This is a genomic window from Blastopirellula retiformator (assembly GCF_007859755.1).
GTDB lineage: Bacteria > Planctomycetota > Planctomycetia > Pirellulales > Pirellulaceae > Blastopirellula > Blastopirellula retiformator.
In genome coordinates this window covers 761,055-777,956 of sequence record NZ_SJPF01000002.1, presented here as the reverse complement: position 1 = coordinate 777,956, position 16,902 = coordinate 761,055, and the positions used below count along the sequence as shown (strand labels likewise).

The window sequence follows — 16,902 nt, the reverse complement described above, 5'->3', positions numbered from 1 at the left end:
CGAAACAGAGAGCGAAACTGGCGACGAAACTTCCCTGTTGTGGAGGACCTTGGATGCTACTTTTTTCTCCTCCGGCGGCGCCGACGCCGCTCAGCTATTACCGAATTCGCTCGATTCAGGACAAAGTCGACGGCGTCTACTATTGGCTCAAAGCGTCACGTACCCCGCAGCAGCAAGCGTTGTTCGCCGACTTGCAGGTCGCCCGGAATCTGCTGTGCGATTTGCCGGTCTTGCTTGACGCCGAACGCCGCGAGGCGGATCGACGCTGGCAAACGGCGATTCAGTCCCTTTCGCAACCGCAACAGAGCCCAGAGGCGTCTTCGCCTGGCTGGAGCGATCTGAACGAACCTCACCCGCGGCGGCGTCATTTTGAAAGCCACGAGACCGGCGTTGGGTGCTACGAGTTCGACGCCGACTTTCAATTCGCCCGCGGGCCGCTGGCGGATCAACTGCAACACGTCACGATCACCGCCGCGCGCCGATTGGAGGGGGACGAACTGGTGGAAGTGACCAATCCGGCCGAGCTGCGAATGCTGGGCGCCGAGGCCGAAACCTGGTGGGAGGCGCAATCATGACGAAGAAGCCGCCTGCCCGCAAAGCGGCCAAGCTCGTCCCCAAATCAACGAAATCGAAGACTTGTCCGCCGCTGTATCAAGTGGTCGCCGAGTGCGAAAGCGAACGTCAGCAGCGTCAGTTGTTCGTCGAACTGAAAGCGAAAGGATACCAATGTCGGTTGTTGAGTCTGTAGTATCGTGTCGCGTCGCCGATTCGTTTCGGGTGCAGATGGTCAGCGGCATGTTCGACGTGTCGCTCGACGAAAAGCTGACCGATCGTTTTGCAATTGAGTTGCCGCTGGACGACGATTGGCAGGTCGGCTTGATCGTCGGACGCTCGGGCTCGGGCAAGTCGTCGATCGCCGCCAAAGCGTTCGGCTCGCAAGTCTATCGCGGCTTTCGCTGGCCGAAGCGGAAAGCGATCGTCGATGCGTTTCCCGAGCCGCTGGAAACCCGTGAGATCGTCCGCCTGCTGATCTCGGTGGGGCTCAGTTCGCCGCCGGCGTGGTGCAAACCGCATCACGTGTTGTCCACGGGCGAGCAGTTTCGCGCCGACCTGGCAATGTCGCTCTCCTCAAGCGATTCGCTGGTCGCGTTTGACGAATACACGAGCGTCGTCGACCGGCGGACCGCGCAGATCGGCTCGGCCGCGCTCCGCAAGTCGATCGACGCCGGGCATATCGACAAGCAGTTTGTGGCGGTTACCTGTCACCGCGACATCGCCCGCTGGCTGCAGCCCGATTGGGTGGCCGATATGGAAAGTGGACGACTCACCCGGAGGCGTCTTCGGCGACCGCAACTCGATTTACAGATTCGCGCCGGCAATCACCAGCACTGGCCGCTGTTTGCGAAGCATCACTATCTAGATCCGCGGCTTAATCCGGCCGCCCGGGCGTTTGTGGCGACGCTGGATCAGCAGCCGGTGGCGATCTGCGCGGTGCTGAATCACTTTCGCAAAGATGCGTTTCGCGTCACGCGACTGGTGACGCTCCCCAGCTTTCAAGGGATGGGGATCGGCGGAGCATTGCTTGACGGCGTCGCGGCTCACCTGGTCGAAGAAGAAGAGGCCCAGCTCGTCTCGATCAGCGGCAGTCACCCGGCAGTGATCCATCACTGTAACGCATCGCCGAAGTGGGAGTTTCACAACCTCAAGAAAACCGGCCGCCGAGCCAGCGGATTCTTCCGCGAGCATCCCGATTGGAAAGTTTCCCTCGGCCGCGCGGTGGCGTCGTTCCACTATCGGTCGTAACGCGACTCGAGTCGTAGGTTGGGTGCAGCGCAGCGAAACCCAACAATGCGGCTTCCAAGCAAAGGTGGGTTACGCAAGCGAGTCGCGCGTCATGCGAGATAGGGATGGCGCGCGCTTGCTGCACCCACCCTACGAAGAAGGCCTTCAAGCATGGTCATTCGATAAATCCTAACGCATTCCCTCGCTTGCGGGCTAGTGTGCGTTTTTTCCATTCCATCCCCTCACCGGAGTTCCGTCATGACCCGTATTACGACCGCGCAAGCGGAGGTTGTCGCTCGGCAGATTGAAATGCAGCTGGCGCAGGGGAACTTCTCCGCCGCCCAGTCGATCTTGGCTCGCTGTCTGGAAGAGGTGCGGTCGGAACGCCGCGAGTTGATCCGTCAATTCGCGCAGCCGCGGGAAGTGCCGCTGGCCCGACTCAGTCTCGAACCGCAGGTCATCACCGCTTTGAAAAGCGTGCACATCACGACCGTCGGCGATCTGCAAGGCGTTACCTACGAGCAGCTGCTCGAAGTGCCGGCGATCAACACGACCCGCGCCAGCCAGGTGCGCGACAGCGTACGGCAACTGGTCCGCGACTTCAAAACCCGCAGCTTCGAGCAGGCGCTCTAAGCCGCACTTCTTGGTTCGATTCCCATTTTCGTAGCGAAAAACGGCGCGTAGGTCGCCGTCCCGCTGGCGGTATGCGCCGACCGGCCGCCGCTTTCCCTTTACCAACCTATTTCGGAGCGACGTTGAATGGTCACGACCTTCACTGACAAGTTGTCTGAACTACTCGCCGAAGCTCAGGCCAAGCTGCGACCCGGCTTCAGTTGGGACGCGCTGAGCGAGGCATTTTTGACGTTCATCCATGGCGCGATGCTGGCCGCCAAAGAAGAACTGCTGAACCCTGGCGCCGAAAAGAAGGCGGCGGTTCTGGAGTGGGTCGGCGCGTTTTGGGATTACGTCGTCGCCCAGGTTCCGCTGCCGACCTGGCTGTTTTGGATGAAGCTGCCGTACGTCCGCTCGGCGACGCGCAGCATCATCCTGACGATCGCCGCCGGTTTGATCGAAGCTCTCTACGCCCAAAACCTGGAGCAATTCCGTGCTTAATTTGTTTCTGATTGCGGCGGCGGCGTTTGGCGCGCTCGGTCTCGTTTCGCTCGTCTGGGCCCCCGCGCTAAAAGCGCCGGCCAGCAGCGGCGGTCCGGCGCCGGCGCCGCTCCCTGTGAAGTTGATCGCGAAGAATCCGCAGCCCGAGCGCGATTCGCCGGGCCCCAATCCGGTCGATGCGTTTCGCGCCTGGTTTTGCGTCGTTCGCCCGGTGCTGATCGCCAGCGGCGCGTCGAGCGAAGAGATTCGCCAGGCGGGGCTCGATCTGGTGAAGCATCTCATCATGGAGGCGCCCAACGATGAAACCTAACGTCTGCTTCCTGCTGATGGCGGCGATGTTGGCGGCGGCCGGGCTCTCGCAGTTCGACTTGCTGCCGACGATCACGCCGCCGCCCGAAAACCCCGGCGAACCTGACTTGTTGGCGGCGTTTCGCGAAAGCGATGCCCACAACGAGGCGAGCCAAGATGCCCAGCGGTTTGCGGAGTTGTGCGACTCGATCGCCGCCGTGATCGAGTACGACGCCGCTCGCAGCCAACCGCAACTGCGCAGCGGAGTGCAGCTAGAAAACCTGCGGATGATCGCCCGCGAAACGCAACTGAGCGGGGGCAGCTATGCCGCCAAGTATCCGCGTCTGGGCGGCGAGATCAAAACGTACCTCGACGCGCGGCTGGGCGTCGATGGCGGTGGACTGTCCGACGATCGCCGCCGCAACTGGATCAACGCCTATCGGCAACTGGCCAAGTCGGCCCGCTACGCCGCCGAGTACCTCCGCTGGAAGTCGTAACCACTGGAAAGCGTAACCACTGGAAAGCGTAACCACCCGTAGGGTCCGCTGTGCGGACCACGCGTCACGATCGAGCAACCACCCGCAATCGAAGCGATCAAGCGGCGCCCGGCCCGCACAACGGACCCTACAAGAGGTCAGCACTAGCCCGCAGCACTAGCGAGGCAGTGCGGCCAAAAGCCAATGACGAATGTCGAAACTCCAATGACGAAAGAAGCGCGAATGCCAAAAGACAACAACCATCCACCAAGCCAACGCTGGCAAGTACTGCTGCTCGTGCTGCTCGGCACGATCGGCGGGCTCGCCTACTTCGCGGCTCGCGAGAATCCGTCCGATGTGCCGGAAGAAGTGAGCGACGAAACGCAGGGCGAGGTTCGCCCAGTGAAACCTTCGCCCGACGTCTTGCCTGGTAAACGGCAGCCGGCGGTCGCGTTGTTCGGCTACAAGCCGCGGCCGAATGAAACGCGACGGTTTTTGAGTACGCTGCCGCAGCCGAAACTGCGACAGGCGGCGCCGCAACTATTCGCGCCGCGCGGTCCGCCGCATGACGCGCTGCTCTACCGGGCGCTTTACAAGGCGCACCGCGATACGTTTGGCGTCGATTGGCAGGTGGGCCGACAAGGGATCGGCGATTGCGTCAGCTGGGGTTGGGCGCATGCCTGCGATATTCACCTGGCGATCATGTACTGTCAGGGGGACAGCGCCGAGTGGCGCCCGGTCGCGACCGAGTCGATCTATGGCGGCTCGCGAGTCGAAGCTCGTGGGGTGACCCGCGGCGGTTACAGCGACGGCAGCTATGGAGGGGCCGCGGCGAAATGGGTTCGGGATTACGGTCTGATCTTTCGCCAGGCATACCCGTCGGTCGACCTGTCCGAATATTCATCGCGCCGCGCCAAAGACTGGGGCAATTATGGAAATGGCGGTCAGCACGATGGCGGCCAGCTCGATCGCGAAGCGGAGAAAAGCCCGGTGCGGACCGTCGCCCTGGTCAGCACGTTTGAAGAAGCGGCGGCGGCGATTCAAAGCGGCTATCCGGTGCCGGTTTGCAGCGGCCAGGGGTTCAGCAGCAAGCGAGATGAACAAGGGTTTTGCCGCCCGTCGGGCAGTTGGTCGCACTGCATGTGCTTTATCGGCGTGCGGCACGATCGCCCCGGGCTGCTTTGCTTGAACAGTTGGGGCCCGACTTGGGTCAGCGGGCCGAAGTGGCCCGACGATATGCCGGACGGTTCGTTCTGGGTCGACCAGGCGACCGTCGATCGAATGCTGCGGCAGAACGATTCGTTCTCGGTCAGCGGGTACGACGGGTTCCCGTTTCGTGAATTGGATCATGCCGCCTGGGTGCAGCGTGCATCACAGGACGATTCCATCTTTGCTCTCAGTTTATAGGTGCTGTGATGAAAATCTTGACCGCTGGTTTGTTTGGTTGCGTGTTGGTGTTGTCTGGGTTGCTGCTGCTGGAAAAGGCGGACGATGTGCTGAACGGCCCCGTGCCGACCGACGTGCAGCGCGACAGCCTCGGCAAACGCTTCGTGCGGGCGCTGACCAATTGGATGATCGACAAAGGAATGCGCGACGGCCCGCCGAGAGAAAGCTTCGCGCCGCCGCACGCAATGATGAGCTACTCGCCGCCGACCCGTGAGTTGTTGCTGCACGACGGCGACGACATCGATCACGCCGAAGGCTGGTAAGCAAAACACTAGCCGGCAGCGCCAGCGAGGGAATGCGGCTGCAAGGAAAATCAGATGTCGGAACGAAGTGTCTTCCTTTGGACATTAGGGCTTCGCCATTCGACAGTTCCGAACCCATTCCCTCGCTGGCGCTGCGAGCTAGCTGCCTGTTGAAAAATGCCATCGTGGCATTTTCCAACCTCGCCAGGCTCAGAGCGTAGCTCTTCGCGGCTCGCAAAATAACGACTTACGTCGCTATTTTGGGATCGCATCCATGCGATCACGCAGTCCGTCGAGAAAATCAACGGACTGCTAGTGTCGGACTTTGAAATTCCCTCAACGTTAGGTGACGTAATGAAGTTGGTGTCGTGGTTTCTCGTTCGGTCGTCAGGCCGAGGCCTGACCTACATGGTGATGTTGCTGGCGACGCCGGCGATTGCTGCGGCGGACGATGGGGCTCGGGCCAAGGCGGCGGTTTGCCTGGCATATGCGTCGGTGGTGAAAGATGTGCCCGACTTGATCGGGCCGATAGCGCCGACGCCGGAAGTGGCGCCAGCGCAGCCGATTTCGTATCGCGACGCTTATGCGCTTTACAAGAGTCAGCGGCGGCCGATGGTGGTGATGGTGACGGCCAGCTGGTGCCCTTATTGTCCTGCGATGAAGCGTGAACTGTTGACGCTGCAGCGTGATGACAAGCTCCCCTCGGCGTCGTTGGTGATCGTTGACTACGACGCCGATCGCGCGACCGCTCGGACGGTGATGGGTTCGCGGCGGACGCTACCGGCGCTGGCGGTCTTTCATTATGTGGGGGACAAGCCGAAACAAACGCGGCCGACGAAGGCGAGCGAGGTAACCAAGATCTTGGCGCAGTAGCGGGCGGCGGAGGCGGTTCTAGGTAGAAGGAGACGGACAATGGCGACTCTCTTGCTGATATTGGCGGCGATTCCCGTACAAGCGGCGACGATCGATCGCGTCGACTTGATCGAAGTGAATCACTTTTTTGACGAACAAGGCCGACATGTGATCGACCAGATCATCTTTTGGGACTGGGATCGCGACCGCTTTCAAATCCGGGCCTGGCGGCTGATCAATAGCGACGCTCAGTTGCCAACCCGCGACTGGCGCCGCGATCAGTATGTCTGCTACTGGCGCGACTTGATGCAACTGCGCAAGGTCTACGCTCCCCGAAAGCGCGAAACCTGGACGACTTACGATCCGGAAGTACTGGAACGCGAGATGCGATCCATCGAAGAACGCCGCGAGCTGACGAAGCTCAAACCAACACGACGCTAGCCCGCAGTGCAAGCGAGGGAAAGCGGCTGCAAGCAAAGAGGAATGTCAAATCACGAATGACTAGTTCGGATTTCGAGGTCTTCCCTCAAACATTAGGGCTTCGTCATTTGACATTTTCCAACGCATTCCCTCGCTTGCGCTGCGGGCTAGTGTTCGAGCCAAATGGATTTCATCTTTCTACATAACTCCGTGAGGCGGTATGAGCCAGCCAACGTCAATCAGCGAAGAAGCTGCGCGCGGGCGAAACAGCCGGCGGCTGCTGCGGATCGAGAATCAAAAGGGTTTCGCGGTCGACGACAAGCTGCGTCAGCTGTGCGTTGATCTGGTGCGAACCACGCTTGAGAACGATCAGCTCAGTTTGCGGGATCGACAGGCCGCCGCTGCGTTTGTGTTGAAACTGTGCGAGTTCAATCTCGATCGGACGCTCTTGCTCGTAGAGATCGACTCGCTGACCGGCGGCGAAGAGTCTCCGCCGACAACCGAAAGCAACAAGAACTTCTTTGGAAACGACGCCCATGAGACGTTTGAGCCCGCGAGTGAGAAAGCATCTTTCGCAGACCGGGAGACGTCGCGTGATTGAGGTTCCCTGGCCGCTGCCGCATCAACTGCCGATCCTCCGCGATCCGCATCGCCACAAGCGGGTGATCTGCGGACGTCGCTGGGGCAAGACCGGCGCCGGGTTGATCGCGGCGATTCTTGGGCATGGCGATCCGGCAGGCCCCGGACATCGCAAGGGGATGGTCGACGGCGGCAACTTGTACTGGGTCGCGCCGACCTTCGCGCAGTCGAAGAAGATCGAACGGGACATTGTGCGGGCCTTCATCCGCAGCGGGCTCGAATACTCGAAAAGCGAATGTCGAATCGAACATCCCAGCGGCGGCAGCATCACGATCAAGACGGCCGCCGCGCCGATCAGCTTGCGCGGCGATGGACTCGACGGCATGATCGGCGACGAGTTCGCCTTCGTAAACAAAGAAGTCTGGTCCGACGCATTGCGACCGGCGCTGTCGGATCGGCGGGGCTGGTCGATGTTTTTGACGACCCCCAACGGGCCGAACTGGATCAAAGAGCAGTTGGAACTGGATGGCGTTGACCCAAACTACAAATCATGGCAATGCCCAACCAGCGAGAACAAGTTGATCGACCAAGCCGAACTCGACGCGGCGCTGTTGGACCTCGGCCAGGCGTCGTTCGATCAAGAGTACCGAGCGCAGTTCCTGGACATCGCCGGCGCCGAATTCTCGGGGCTCTACTTTCAGACGCCTGACTTTTGGTTCCAAAAGTGGCCGGCCGAGGAAGAGATTCGCCATCGCGTGATCGGGCTAGATCCGTCGAAAGGGAAGAGCGACAAGTCGGACTACAGCGCTTTCGTGCTGCTGGCAGTGACCTATGACGGCCAGGTCTACGTTGACGCCGATATTGAGCGGCGGGACGTCCGCAAGATCGCGGAGAAGGCGTGCGCGTTGTGCGATGCGTTCAACCCCGATGGGCTAATCGTCGAGACGAACCAGTTTCAAGAGCTGTTGCGGTGCAATATCGAGGAGCTGACCAAACGTCGCGAGCGCCCGCTGCCGATCTACGGCCAGACGCATCACGAAGACAAGCGAACGAGGATTCGTCGCACGTTGACGCCGTTTCTCTCGCGGGGAGAGTTGCACTTCAAAGCGGACAGTCGCGGCGCGAAGCTGCTCGTGTCGCAACTGAAAGACTTTCCGGTCGGCGCTTACGACGACGGGCCGGACGCGCTGGAGATGGGGATTTCGCTGTTGGCTCGCATTCTGCACGGGAGTAATCACTGATGGAGAACCGGGGACGAAAACTGGCGGAAGCGACGCGAACGCGGATCGGCCAATTGCTGGCGCAAGGGATGTCGGTCCGTAAGGTCGCCAAGGCGATGTATGTCTCGCCGTCGACGGTGCAGCGGATTCGGGGTGAGGCGTTGACGGCCGACTCGTCTTGCGCGCAGGCGTCGAAGGTGCGCTGCGCGAGGGGAGAAGATGCGGTGATGAAAAAATGTCGAAACGACGTCGCGACAAAGGCGAAGACTTGCTTGACAAAGCGCACGGGATTTTCATCGAATACCGCCGCACGATTGGGAAACGATCGTGCACGACCGAGAGGTTTTGCAGCGACTTTGGTGGCCAAGGTTCAAGCTTATATGCCAGTGGAACGCGTATTCCCTCGCTTGCGCTGCGGGCTAGTGTGGTGCGTTTCGATGGTGCGAAGGATTCGAGAAATTTGGTTGACAAAGCGCACGGAATTCTCCTCGAATACCGGCGCGATGATCGAGAAGCCGCCGGATCGACTGCCTCACTCTTGATCGGATTCGTCATTGGCATTTGCCCGATATTCATCGGCGGACAAGTAATCAAAACCGAGCAATACTCATGCAAGAAGAATCCCAAAGCTGGGTGTCCCGCGAGCAAGAGCTGCGAGCCGAAATCGAAGTTCGGAGTCGCTTGCAGCCGCTTCGCGATCACTTGGTGGAAGCCGCGTCTCGTCCGCAGCAGGTCCGCGAGTCTTTAGGCGACGTTCGTCTTGCTCACGGTCGGGCTGTCCAGCGGCCGATCGACTTCTATGAATCCGTCAGCCTGGAATCTTGGGCGACGCCGGATGTGGCGACCAATCGCAAAGATGGCCACTATGGGCCGGTCTTTCGATCGGAAGCGGAACTCGCGCTCTTTCGCGGGATCGCACGCGCCTTGGCGGACGGAGACGAAACGGCGGTAGGGGTCTTGGGCAACCTGGTCCACTACGTCGTGCACACCGGTTTTACGTACGCGGTCAACGCGACGGAGAAATCGGCGAGCGTCGACCTGTTGCGAGACGAGGCGCGGCGGTGCGTGGAGGAGTTCCTCGCCCGCAATGAGTGGGAGCTCGGCTTTGAGGAGGAGCTGGTCAAAGACTCGATCGTCGACGGCGAACTGCTGATCGCGCTCGAAGCTGACGCCGACGGCGTACGGGCCCGGCATGTCGAACCGGCCTGGCTGACCCAGCCGCTCGATCCGCGACTGCTGGAAGAAGAGTTGCGTCGGCGGCACAGACTCTCGCATCCGCTCGACTGGCGGTATGGCGTCGCCACCCGGCAAGGAGACGCGAGCGACGTGTATGGCTACTTCGTTCGTTGGAATGGCGACGCCGAGCAGTGGAGCTTTTACCCGCCGTCTCGTTTTCTGCAATTGAAGCGAAATGTGCCGCGGCATGTGAAGCGGGGGCTGAGCGACTTTTATCCGGTCAGCGGGCGAATCGTTGGCGCGACCGAACTGCTGAGCCGGATGGGAACCGGCGCCGGCATCCAAGCGTCGATCGCTTTGATCATCAAGAACGCCAGCAGTTTGCCGAGCGGCGGCTCGATCGAGAGCTTAGCCGGTGGGCCTTCGCTAGCCGGCGACAATCCCACCTTCGCGGCTAGCAACTGGCGCAACGGCGAGGTGATCGACACCTTCGGCCGCGAGTTTCAGGCTGGTCCGATGGCAGGCGCGCAGGCCGGCAATTTTGTGCAGATCTTGCAGGCGATGCGCCGCGCGACCGGCGTTCGCTGGAGCATGCCCGAGCACATGATCAGCGGCGACGCGTCGAACAACAACTACGCGTCAATCCTAGAAGCGGGCGCCCCATTCACCCGAGCGATCGAATCGGCCCAACAGAAATACATCACCGCCTTTGAAACGCTGCTGTGGCGAGTGCTGCGGATCTACTTCGAGCAAGGCCGTTTCCGCCGCTGCGGTTTCGCCTGGCGACAGATTCGGCGGCTGTTGGCGATGACGATCGAAGCGACCTCCCCCGCGGTGCGCGACAAGGAGAAGGAACTCCGCGTCGCGCAGTCGCTGCGAGAAAGCGGCGTCATGTCGCGCCGAACGTTAGCCAGCCGGTTCGATCTCGACCTGGACGAAGAGCGACGGAACGAAGCGAACGAGGAATCTCAACACTAACCCGAGGCGCAAGCCGAGGGAATGCGGCCACCATTCTGTATCAGCCCATTCAACGTGCGCCACTGCCGGCTTGTCGAGCAGTGTGAGCCTGCAATCGATCCACAACGCAACCATTGCTAGTGGCACACGCGACGACGAACCAACACAACGCCTCCCCAGGAGAAAATATGTCTACACCCAAACAACTACGCGTCAAAGAGGCGGTCGGCGTCACCCAAACCTCGGGGCAAGTCGATCGCGAAGATGGCGTGATCCGCCAGGTGCAGATCTGCGGTCCACTCTCGCGGAACGGCCGCAACTATTCGGCGGCGCTCGACAGCGCAGCGCTGCTGTACGAAGGGGTGAAGGTCAACATTGACCATGGTTTCGCCCCCGGCGAAGAGCGGTCGTTTCTGGCCGGCTTTGGCGTGTTGCGGAACGTGAAGCGACAGGCGGACGCCCTCTACGGCGATCTCCATTTCCTGAAGTCGCATCAACTGGCCGAGCTGGTTTGCGAGCGGGCCGAGCGCTTTCCCGAGACGTTTGGCCTGTCGCATGACGCCGACATCGACGGTTATGTCGACGAGGCGGGCGTGTTTCAAGTCACCAAGATCATCGCGGTTCGTTCGGTCGACCTGGTAGGCGAACCGGCGACGGCCCGCGGCATTTTTGAATCGGAGCGAACTGGTATGACAGCGACCCTTGCAGAGCGGCTGGCGTCACTCGACGCGACCGCCTACCCGGCGCGAGACGACGTGCTGGCGAAGCTGGAAACGGTAGAGATCGGCCAGCAGCCGCTGCTTGAGCGACCGTGGGAAGAAATCGACGCGCCGCTCGAAGAGACGCTCTTGGCCAACTTTCGCGCGGCGGTGATCGCGGCGCTCGACGCGGGCGATTCGGCCGACGTGCTGCACGCGATCTGGCAAGCGCAGCAGCTGCTGCTGCAAAGCGGCGAACCGATCGCCGCGGCGCAATCGGCCCAGGAAAGCGTTAGCCGCCGCTTGCTGGTCGAGCTTCGCCGAGTGACGCGGCGGCTCGATCTGCTGGAACGCGATCAATGGGCCGCCGCGGTGCTGGAATCGGCCGGGCTGCCGAGCGACTCGCCGTTGCGAACTCAATTGCAAGCGATGACCAGTCGTGCCGAGATGGAAGCTCACGTCGCCGCGAGCGACATCGGCCCGGCGTTCGCTCCGATCGCTGGCGGCGAAATCCCGGTCTGGGAGTCGCATTCGCCCGAAGCAGAACCGCTCCACCGCACCCGCGAGCAAATGTACGCCGCGTGGGGATTGGGAAGTAAGTAGAGAGGGGAAAGGAAAAACTAGAGCCGAAGGGTCCGCTGTGCGGACCACGCCCTGCGAACCAACTCTGCCAAACCAGTCAACCGGCGCTTCTCGGTCCGCACAGCGGACCCTACGCCGGGGCGGCAATTCACCAACCAAGCAAACCCCTGTTTCAGTTAGGACTACAAATATGCCTCAAACGCTTCACCCCAACAGTCCCGTTTACGGGCTCGGTTTTCAGGCCGCCTATGCGGATCACTGCTTTGGTCTCGATACCGACGTCTTCGAGAAGCTGGGCGATAACGCCTCTTCGGCGATCGCGGTGACCGATGCGTCGGGCGGCGTGCTGCGAATCGCCACCGGCGCCACGTCGGCCGCCGATAACGACGGTTGCTACCTGGCGACCAAAGGCGAGGTGATCAAGATGGATCGCTCCTTCGTCTTGAAGTCGAAATTTCGCTACAGCGAAGCAGGCGCCAATGTCGCGAGCGCCGTCGCGATCGGCTGCATGAACAACGCCGCCGTCGGCGCCATCTTGGCGGCAAACGGCGGCGGACCGGCCGGCAACTTTTGTGGCGCCATGATCTACAAGGTCGATGGCGAAACGACCTGGAAGTGCGTCAGCTCGGCCGGCAGCACGCAGTACGTCGACGACACCGGCATTACGGCCGCGTCGAGCGAAATGGCCGACTTCGAGATCCAGTTCGAGGTCCTGCCCGGCGGCGCCTACGGGCGGTTCGTCTTTCTGATCGACGGTCACGTCTGCACCAAGGCGACGTCGAACCTGAACGAACCGATCACGCACGAAGTCCCGTTGAGCGGCGCGACCGAGATGAACGTCCTCTGCGGCGGTCAAACCGGCAGTGCGGCGGAAGAAGTCTTCTACCTCGACGCCATCGCCTTCGGCGTCACGACGTAGTCCCAAACTAACCCGAGGCGCGAGCCGAGGGAATGCGGCCACCAGTCTGTTCACGCCAAGAAGCTGTGTGCCAATGCTGGACCAGCCAGCAGTGGCGCCCAAGAGAACGAACTACACCTAAAAACCTCCCCCGGAGTATTCCATGAACTATCTCGAACTGGCCCATGATTTTGAAGTTGGCGAACGTCAGCGGAAAGCCGTTTGTCGGCGGATGGGCGTTCATGAGTCGATCAGTTACGACGAAGTCCCCAACCCGGCGATGGACGCGCTGAAGGGGGCGCTTCGTTCGGGCCAATTGCGCGCCGACGAGATCAGCATCCGCAGCATCTTTGAAGCGACGGTCACCGACCGCATGGGCAAACGCTGCGGCCGCGAAATGGTCAACAGCTGGCGCGATACGAAGGATGGCCGCGTCACCGGCCATCGTATCTACGAGTCGGGCGTCCGCAGCGCGGCGTTCGCCAACTTGATTGGCCAGGTCTTCTATACCCGGATGATGGAGGAGTTCAACAAGCCGGAGCTGATCGGCATGTCGCTGGTCGAGTTGATTCCGTCGACCCACCAATGGGAAAAGTTCGCCGGGATGACGATGCTTGGCGATCATGCTCAAGAGGTGAAGGAAGGGCACGACTATCCGACGGTCAGCCTGGCCGAAGATTGGGTGATGTCGCCGGAGACGAAGAAGTACGGCTTCATCGTGCCGATCACCCGCGAGGCGATCTTCTTCGACACGACCGGCATGGTGCTGCGTCGCGCCGGCGAAGCGGCGATGATCTTGGCGGTCAATCGCGAGAAGCGAATCCTCGACACCTGTTTGGGAATCGTCAACTCGTACCGCCGCAAGAATCGCCCGGTGATCGACACCTATGGCTCGGCCGCCGGCGACCATGACTTCGACAACCTGGTCGCGTCGAACGCGCTCTCCGACTACGAGTCGCTGGTCGCGGTGCACGACAAGTTCCAGGCGATGACCGACCCGCAAGATGGCGAGCCGATCGTGCTTGGCAAAACGCAGCTGGTCTGCCCGAAGTCGCTCGAGTGGAAGGCGAAGGCGATCCTCAATGCGACCGAGGTTCGCGAGACCAGCGGCGATCGCGAAACGATCGTGCAGGGGAACCGGCTGCCGCGCGACTACGAGATTCGGAGCAACGAATACGTGCAGTCGCGAACTGGATCGCCGTCGAGTTGGTTCTATGGCGACTTCCAAGGCGCCTTCGCCTACGTCGAGAACTGGGCGCCGGAAGCGGTCGAAGCCCCGACCGGCAGCCATCTCGAAATGACCCGCGACATCGCCGTTCAGTTCAAGATCAGCGAACGAGGCGTGATGGCGGTCAAAGAACCTCGCAAGGTGGTGAAGTCGACCAGCTAGCGTCGATTGAAAGCGGCTCGGGCGCCACTGCCGGCTTGTCCAGCAGTGGGCCTCGCTTTCGAGCTTCTCACCAAACGATACGAGAAAATCGATTCACTGCTGGGCAAGCCAGCAGTGGCACACGGTAAGACATCCCTTCTCCAACCGAGAACCCTATGACGCAACAGAATTCCAAAGACGAATTGGCGGCCGAGCGGGCCGAACTCGCTCAGCTGCGGGCCGAGTTGACCGCTGAGCGGCAATTGCTGGACGAAGAGCTGGTCTTGCTAGAGCAGTCGCAACAAGGCGCCGCCCAAACGAAGTCGGCCAGCGGTCGAATCCACCAGCGTGAGGTGCCGGCCGACGTGCGAAATGTCCGTGCTTGGCTTCGCTCGCAAGGAAAGCACGCGATCGTTCGCGACTACGAGGTGACCCTGCGGAGCGGCAACGGCGGACCGCGAGTCGTCAGCCCGATCACCGCCATCGACGAAGCGGAAGCGATCAGCATCGCCTTCGCCCAACTGAAGATCGAAAGCACCCAAGCGTACAACCCGTACGCCAAGGTTATTTCCACGTAGAGATCGCGTGTGCCACTGCTAGATCGTCCGGCAGTGAATGCGGTTGACCTTGGCGGCAGGTTCGCACTGCTGGGCAAGCCAGCAGTGGCACACGTTTTTCTTCTTGTTCAGCAGGAACCGACATGACCCTTACCAAATTGCAACAACTCGAAGCGCTCCAGACCCGCCGCGACGCGATCCTGCTGCAGATCGCCGCCCTTACCGAAGGGGAGATCGGCGGCGGACCCGATACTTCCGGCGGTGGCGATCATGTGCGGCAGGTTGCGTATCGAAAAAGCCTGTACGAAGAGCTGGAGCAAATCGAAAGGTCGCTTGCACTCTTTCACGGCCCGTGGACGGTCAAACGACAAGGACGCTTGGCATGAGCTACTACGACGCCCTGAAAGACAACTGGCGAGCGTTCGGCGACATCGAGGAAGTCGCCTATGCCGACGCCACCGGAGAAACGACCGGCGTGAAGGCTCGCCTGATCGAGCCTGACCAAACGGCGCTCGCCAACGTCGATGGCCGGGCCGCCCTGCAAAACGACTACGCCACGTTCGTGGTCTGGGACGCGACGCTGGAAGGCAAGAAGCCAATCGGCGGCGGCGTGATCACGCAAAGCGGCGGCGCCAGGTGGACCATTCAAGCGGTCGCCGGCGCCCAGTGGAAAACGCAATGGCGATGCTTGTGCATCCGCCACGTGACCTGAGTGAAATCCAGATACTAGCCCGCAGCGCCAGCGAGGGAATGCGGTTGCAAGGAACGAATGATTCATATCCTGAAGTTTCGTCTTAGACATTAGGGCTTAGTCATTACACATTTCCGAACGCATTCCCTCGCTGGCGCAGCGGGCTAGTGTTGGATCCTACGGAGAACCTTATGCCCAGCGCTTTTGAAACCATTTGGGACGCCGTATACGCCCAGATCTTGGATCTAGAGCTTGAGGGCGTCTCTGGCGAAAACGTTCGTCAGCAGCAATGGCCGTTTAACCCCAGCAGTGGCGAGATGACCAGCGGCATCTTCGTCTGTCCGGTGACCGAAACGCTAGCGAGCGAAGGCTCGAACGCGCGAAGCGAAATCGGGTATGGGTTTGAAGTTTGCCTGGTGGCGGCGAGCAATCAGACGCTCGGCAAGCAGGCGCTGGGGACGTTGCTCATCTGGCGAGAAGCGATTCGCCGCGCTTTTCATGACAAATCGCCGATCACGGCCGGCGGGGTGGTTCGCACCCGGTGCGAACCGGGGAAAGTCGCGCTTCCCGCCGCCTTCGCCAAACAGTACGACGCCAGCGCGCTCATCATTCGTTGTTTCGCCTACGAGGGGTAGATCATGTCGATTACGCACGTTTCTGGTTTTCAAACGCAGTTGGGCTTGGGCCCGCAGCATGCCACCAACCTCGCCACGCGTCAGCTCGAGCACTTTGGCGTCGAACTCGACAAGCAGTCGACGATCGTTCGCGCGGACGGAATGATTGGCGCCCGGGCGTCGATTGGCGACTCGGCCCAAGTGGGAACGTACGCCGTGGGAGGAACGATCTCGCTGCGACCGCGGCCCGATGATCTTTCGTTTCTGTTGCCGTACATCCTGGGCGGGACCGAAGTCGAAGACGCGTTCCCACTAGCCGAGAGCTTGCCAGAGCTGGTGGCCACCATCGATCGCAAGATCATCGTCAACACCTACCGCGGGCTCAAGGTCGATCAGGCGACGTTCCGCAGCCGCAAGGGAGAACTGCTAGAGCTCGAACTCGATCTGCAAGGCAAACTGGCCGACGCCGCCGCAGCGGCCGGAACCTTCCCCAGCATCGCCGGCACGCTCTCGGCCAAGAACCCATTCGTCCATCATCAAGCGAGCGTCACGATCGACGAGACCACGATCGAAGTCGACAACCTAGTGATCACGATCGACAACGCCCTAGAGCTCGATCGCTTCAACAACAGTCAAACCCGCACCAGTCTGCCGGAAGGGCCGCGTCGGGTGACGCTTCGCTTTGACAGCGAACTGGACGACGACGTGCTGACCAACCTGATCGAGATGGCGGCTCGTGGCGTCACGGCCGAGGTCGCCTACGCCAACGGCGTCGACACGCTCACCTTCAGCTTTGGGCTGGTGCAACAGCCGAAAACGCCGCTAACGATTCGGGGCAAAGGACCGACTCGGCCGACGCATCAGCTGGAGGCTTTCGCCGACTTGGCCAACGATCGACCGCAGCTGGCGGTCGTTTGTACCGACGCTTCCTAACAGGAGAAC

Annotated in this window: 23 protein-coding genes; all 23 read left to right on the top strand. The window is 61.1% G+C overall.

The annotated features are described in order from the left end of the window. Nucleotides 1–53 precede the first annotated feature (53 nt). On the top strand, nucleotides 54–575 hold the full coding sequence (locus Enr8_RS10515; RefSeq protein ID WP_146431199.1) for a hypothetical protein: 522 nt from the start codon (nucleotides 54–56) through the stop codon (nucleotides 573–575). Beyond that, nucleotides 572–748 (top strand): hypothetical protein, encoded by a 177-nt coding sequence (locus Enr8_RS25370; protein WP_186767561.1) that lies wholly within the window; start codon nucleotides 572–574, stop codon nucleotides 746–748. The genes Enr8_RS10515 and Enr8_RS25370 overlap by 4 nt, the downstream gene beginning before the upstream one ends. After that, complete coding sequence (locus Enr8_RS10510; RefSeq protein ID WP_146431197.1) at nucleotides 727–1,803, top strand: GNAT family N-acetyltransferase; 1,077 nt, start codon at nucleotides 727–729, stop codon at nucleotides 1,801–1,803. The genes Enr8_RS25370 and Enr8_RS10510 overlap by 22 nt, the downstream gene beginning before the upstream one ends. 237 nt (nucleotides 1,804–2,040) lie before the next feature. Beyond that, on the top strand, nucleotides 2,041–2,415 hold the full coding sequence (locus Enr8_RS10505; RefSeq protein ID WP_146431195.1) for a hypothetical protein: 375 nt from the start codon (nucleotides 2,041–2,043) through the stop codon (nucleotides 2,413–2,415). Between the two features lie 126 nt (nucleotides 2,416–2,541). Further along, a complete protein-coding gene (locus Enr8_RS10500) occupies nucleotides 2,542–2,895 on the top strand; it encodes a hypothetical protein (protein ID WP_146431193.1) in 354 nt (117 codons plus the stop codon). Further along, a complete protein-coding gene (locus Enr8_RS10495) occupies nucleotides 2,888–3,205 on the top strand; it encodes a hypothetical protein (protein WP_146431191.1) in 318 nt (105 codons plus the stop codon). The genes Enr8_RS10500 and Enr8_RS10495 overlap by 8 nt, the downstream gene beginning before the upstream one ends. Continuing rightward, a complete protein-coding gene (locus Enr8_RS10490; RefSeq protein ID WP_146431189.1) occupies nucleotides 3,195–3,680 on the top strand; it encodes a hypothetical protein in 486 nt (161 codons plus the stop codon). The genes Enr8_RS10495 and Enr8_RS10490 overlap by 11 nt, the downstream gene beginning before the upstream one ends. Before the next feature lie 222 nt (nucleotides 3,681–3,902). Continuing rightward, a complete protein-coding gene (locus Enr8_RS10485) occupies nucleotides 3,903–5,066 on the top strand; it encodes a C1 family peptidase (protein ID WP_146431187.1) in 1,164 nt (387 codons plus the stop codon). 8 nt (nucleotides 5,067–5,074) lie between these two features. Beyond that, nucleotides 5,075–5,368, top strand: a complete 294-nt coding sequence (locus Enr8_RS10480; RefSeq protein WP_146431185.1) for a hypothetical protein — start codon at nucleotides 5,075–5,077, stop codon at nucleotides 5,366–5,368. 333 nt (nucleotides 5,369–5,701) lie between these two features. Then, nucleotides 5,702–6,220: a thioredoxin family protein gene (locus Enr8_RS10475; RefSeq protein WP_146431184.1), complete on the top strand. Its 519-nt coding sequence runs from the start codon at nucleotides 5,702–5,704 to the stop codon at nucleotides 6,218–6,220. A gap of 39 nt (nucleotides 6,221–6,259) precedes the next feature. Next, on the top strand, nucleotides 6,260–6,640 hold the full coding sequence (locus Enr8_RS10470; protein ID WP_146431182.1) for a hypothetical protein: 381 nt from the start codon (nucleotides 6,260–6,262) through the stop codon (nucleotides 6,638–6,640). A gap of 199 nt (nucleotides 6,641–6,839) precedes the next feature. Continuing rightward, entirely contained in the window at nucleotides 6,840–7,220 is a 381-nt protein-coding gene (locus Enr8_RS10465; protein WP_146431181.1) for a hypothetical protein, read from the top strand. Further along, nucleotides 7,213–8,439 carry a phage terminase large subunit gene (terL, locus tag Enr8_RS10460; RefSeq protein ID WP_186767560.1) on the top strand — a complete coding sequence of 409 codons (1,227 nt, stop codon included), beginning with the start codon at nucleotides 7,213–7,215 and terminating at the stop codon, nucleotides 8,437–8,439. The genes Enr8_RS10465 and terL overlap by 8 nt, the downstream gene beginning before the upstream one ends. Then, nucleotides 8,439–8,960: a helix-turn-helix domain-containing protein gene (locus tag Enr8_RS10455; protein ID WP_146431177.1), complete on the top strand. Its 522-nt coding sequence runs from the start codon at nucleotides 8,439–8,441 to the stop codon at nucleotides 8,958–8,960. Before terL ends, Enr8_RS10455 begins: the two co-directional genes overlap by 1 nt. Nucleotides 8,961–9,027: 67 nt before the next feature. After that, nucleotides 9,028–10,572: a phage portal protein gene (locus tag Enr8_RS10450; protein ID WP_146431176.1), complete on the top strand. Its 1,545-nt coding sequence runs from the start codon at nucleotides 9,028–9,030 to the stop codon at nucleotides 10,570–10,572. 167 nt (nucleotides 10,573–10,739) lie between these two features. Further along, nucleotides 10,740–11,852, top strand: a complete 1,113-nt coding sequence (locus Enr8_RS10445) for a hypothetical protein (protein WP_146431174.1) — start codon at nucleotides 10,740–10,742, stop codon at nucleotides 11,850–11,852. Nucleotides 11,853–12,021: 169 nt separating this feature from the next. After that, nucleotides 12,022–12,750: a hypothetical protein gene (locus Enr8_RS10440; protein WP_146431172.1), complete on the top strand. Its 729-nt coding sequence runs from the start codon at nucleotides 12,022–12,024 to the stop codon at nucleotides 12,748–12,750. Nucleotides 12,751–12,892: 142 nt separating this feature from the next. Next, nucleotides 12,893–14,119 carry a phage major capsid protein gene (locus tag Enr8_RS10435; RefSeq protein WP_146431171.1) on the top strand — a complete coding sequence of 409 codons (1,227 nt, stop codon included), beginning with the start codon at nucleotides 12,893–12,895 and terminating at the stop codon, nucleotides 14,117–14,119. Nucleotides 14,120–14,274: 155 nt separating this feature from the next. Continuing rightward, nucleotides 14,275–14,676 (top strand): hypothetical protein, encoded by a 402-nt coding sequence (locus tag Enr8_RS10430; protein ID WP_146431169.1) that lies wholly within the window; start codon nucleotides 14,275–14,277, stop codon nucleotides 14,674–14,676. Nucleotides 14,677–14,798: 122 nt separating this feature from the next. Further along, nucleotides 14,799–15,041, top strand: coding sequence for a hypothetical protein (locus Enr8_RS10425; protein WP_146431168.1), 243 nt, complete (start codon nucleotides 14,799–14,801; stop codon nucleotides 15,039–15,041). Further along, the gene (locus Enr8_RS10420) at nucleotides 15,038–15,367 is read left to right on the top strand and encodes a hypothetical protein (protein WP_146431166.1); all 330 of its coding nucleotides are present in this window, start codon (nucleotides 15,038–15,040) and stop codon (nucleotides 15,365–15,367) included. Before Enr8_RS10425 ends, Enr8_RS10420 begins: the two co-directional genes overlap by 4 nt. A gap of 170 nt (nucleotides 15,368–15,537) precedes the next feature. After that, nucleotides 15,538–15,981: a hypothetical protein gene (locus Enr8_RS10415; RefSeq protein WP_146431165.1), complete on the top strand. Its 444-nt coding sequence runs from the start codon at nucleotides 15,538–15,540 to the stop codon at nucleotides 15,979–15,981. Nucleotides 15,982–15,984: 3 nt separating this feature from the next. Continuing rightward, nucleotides 15,985–16,893, top strand: a complete 909-nt coding sequence (locus Enr8_RS10410) for a phage tail tube protein (RefSeq protein WP_146431163.1) — start codon at nucleotides 15,985–15,987, stop codon at nucleotides 16,891–16,893. Nucleotides 16,894–16,902 lie beyond the last annotated feature (9 nt).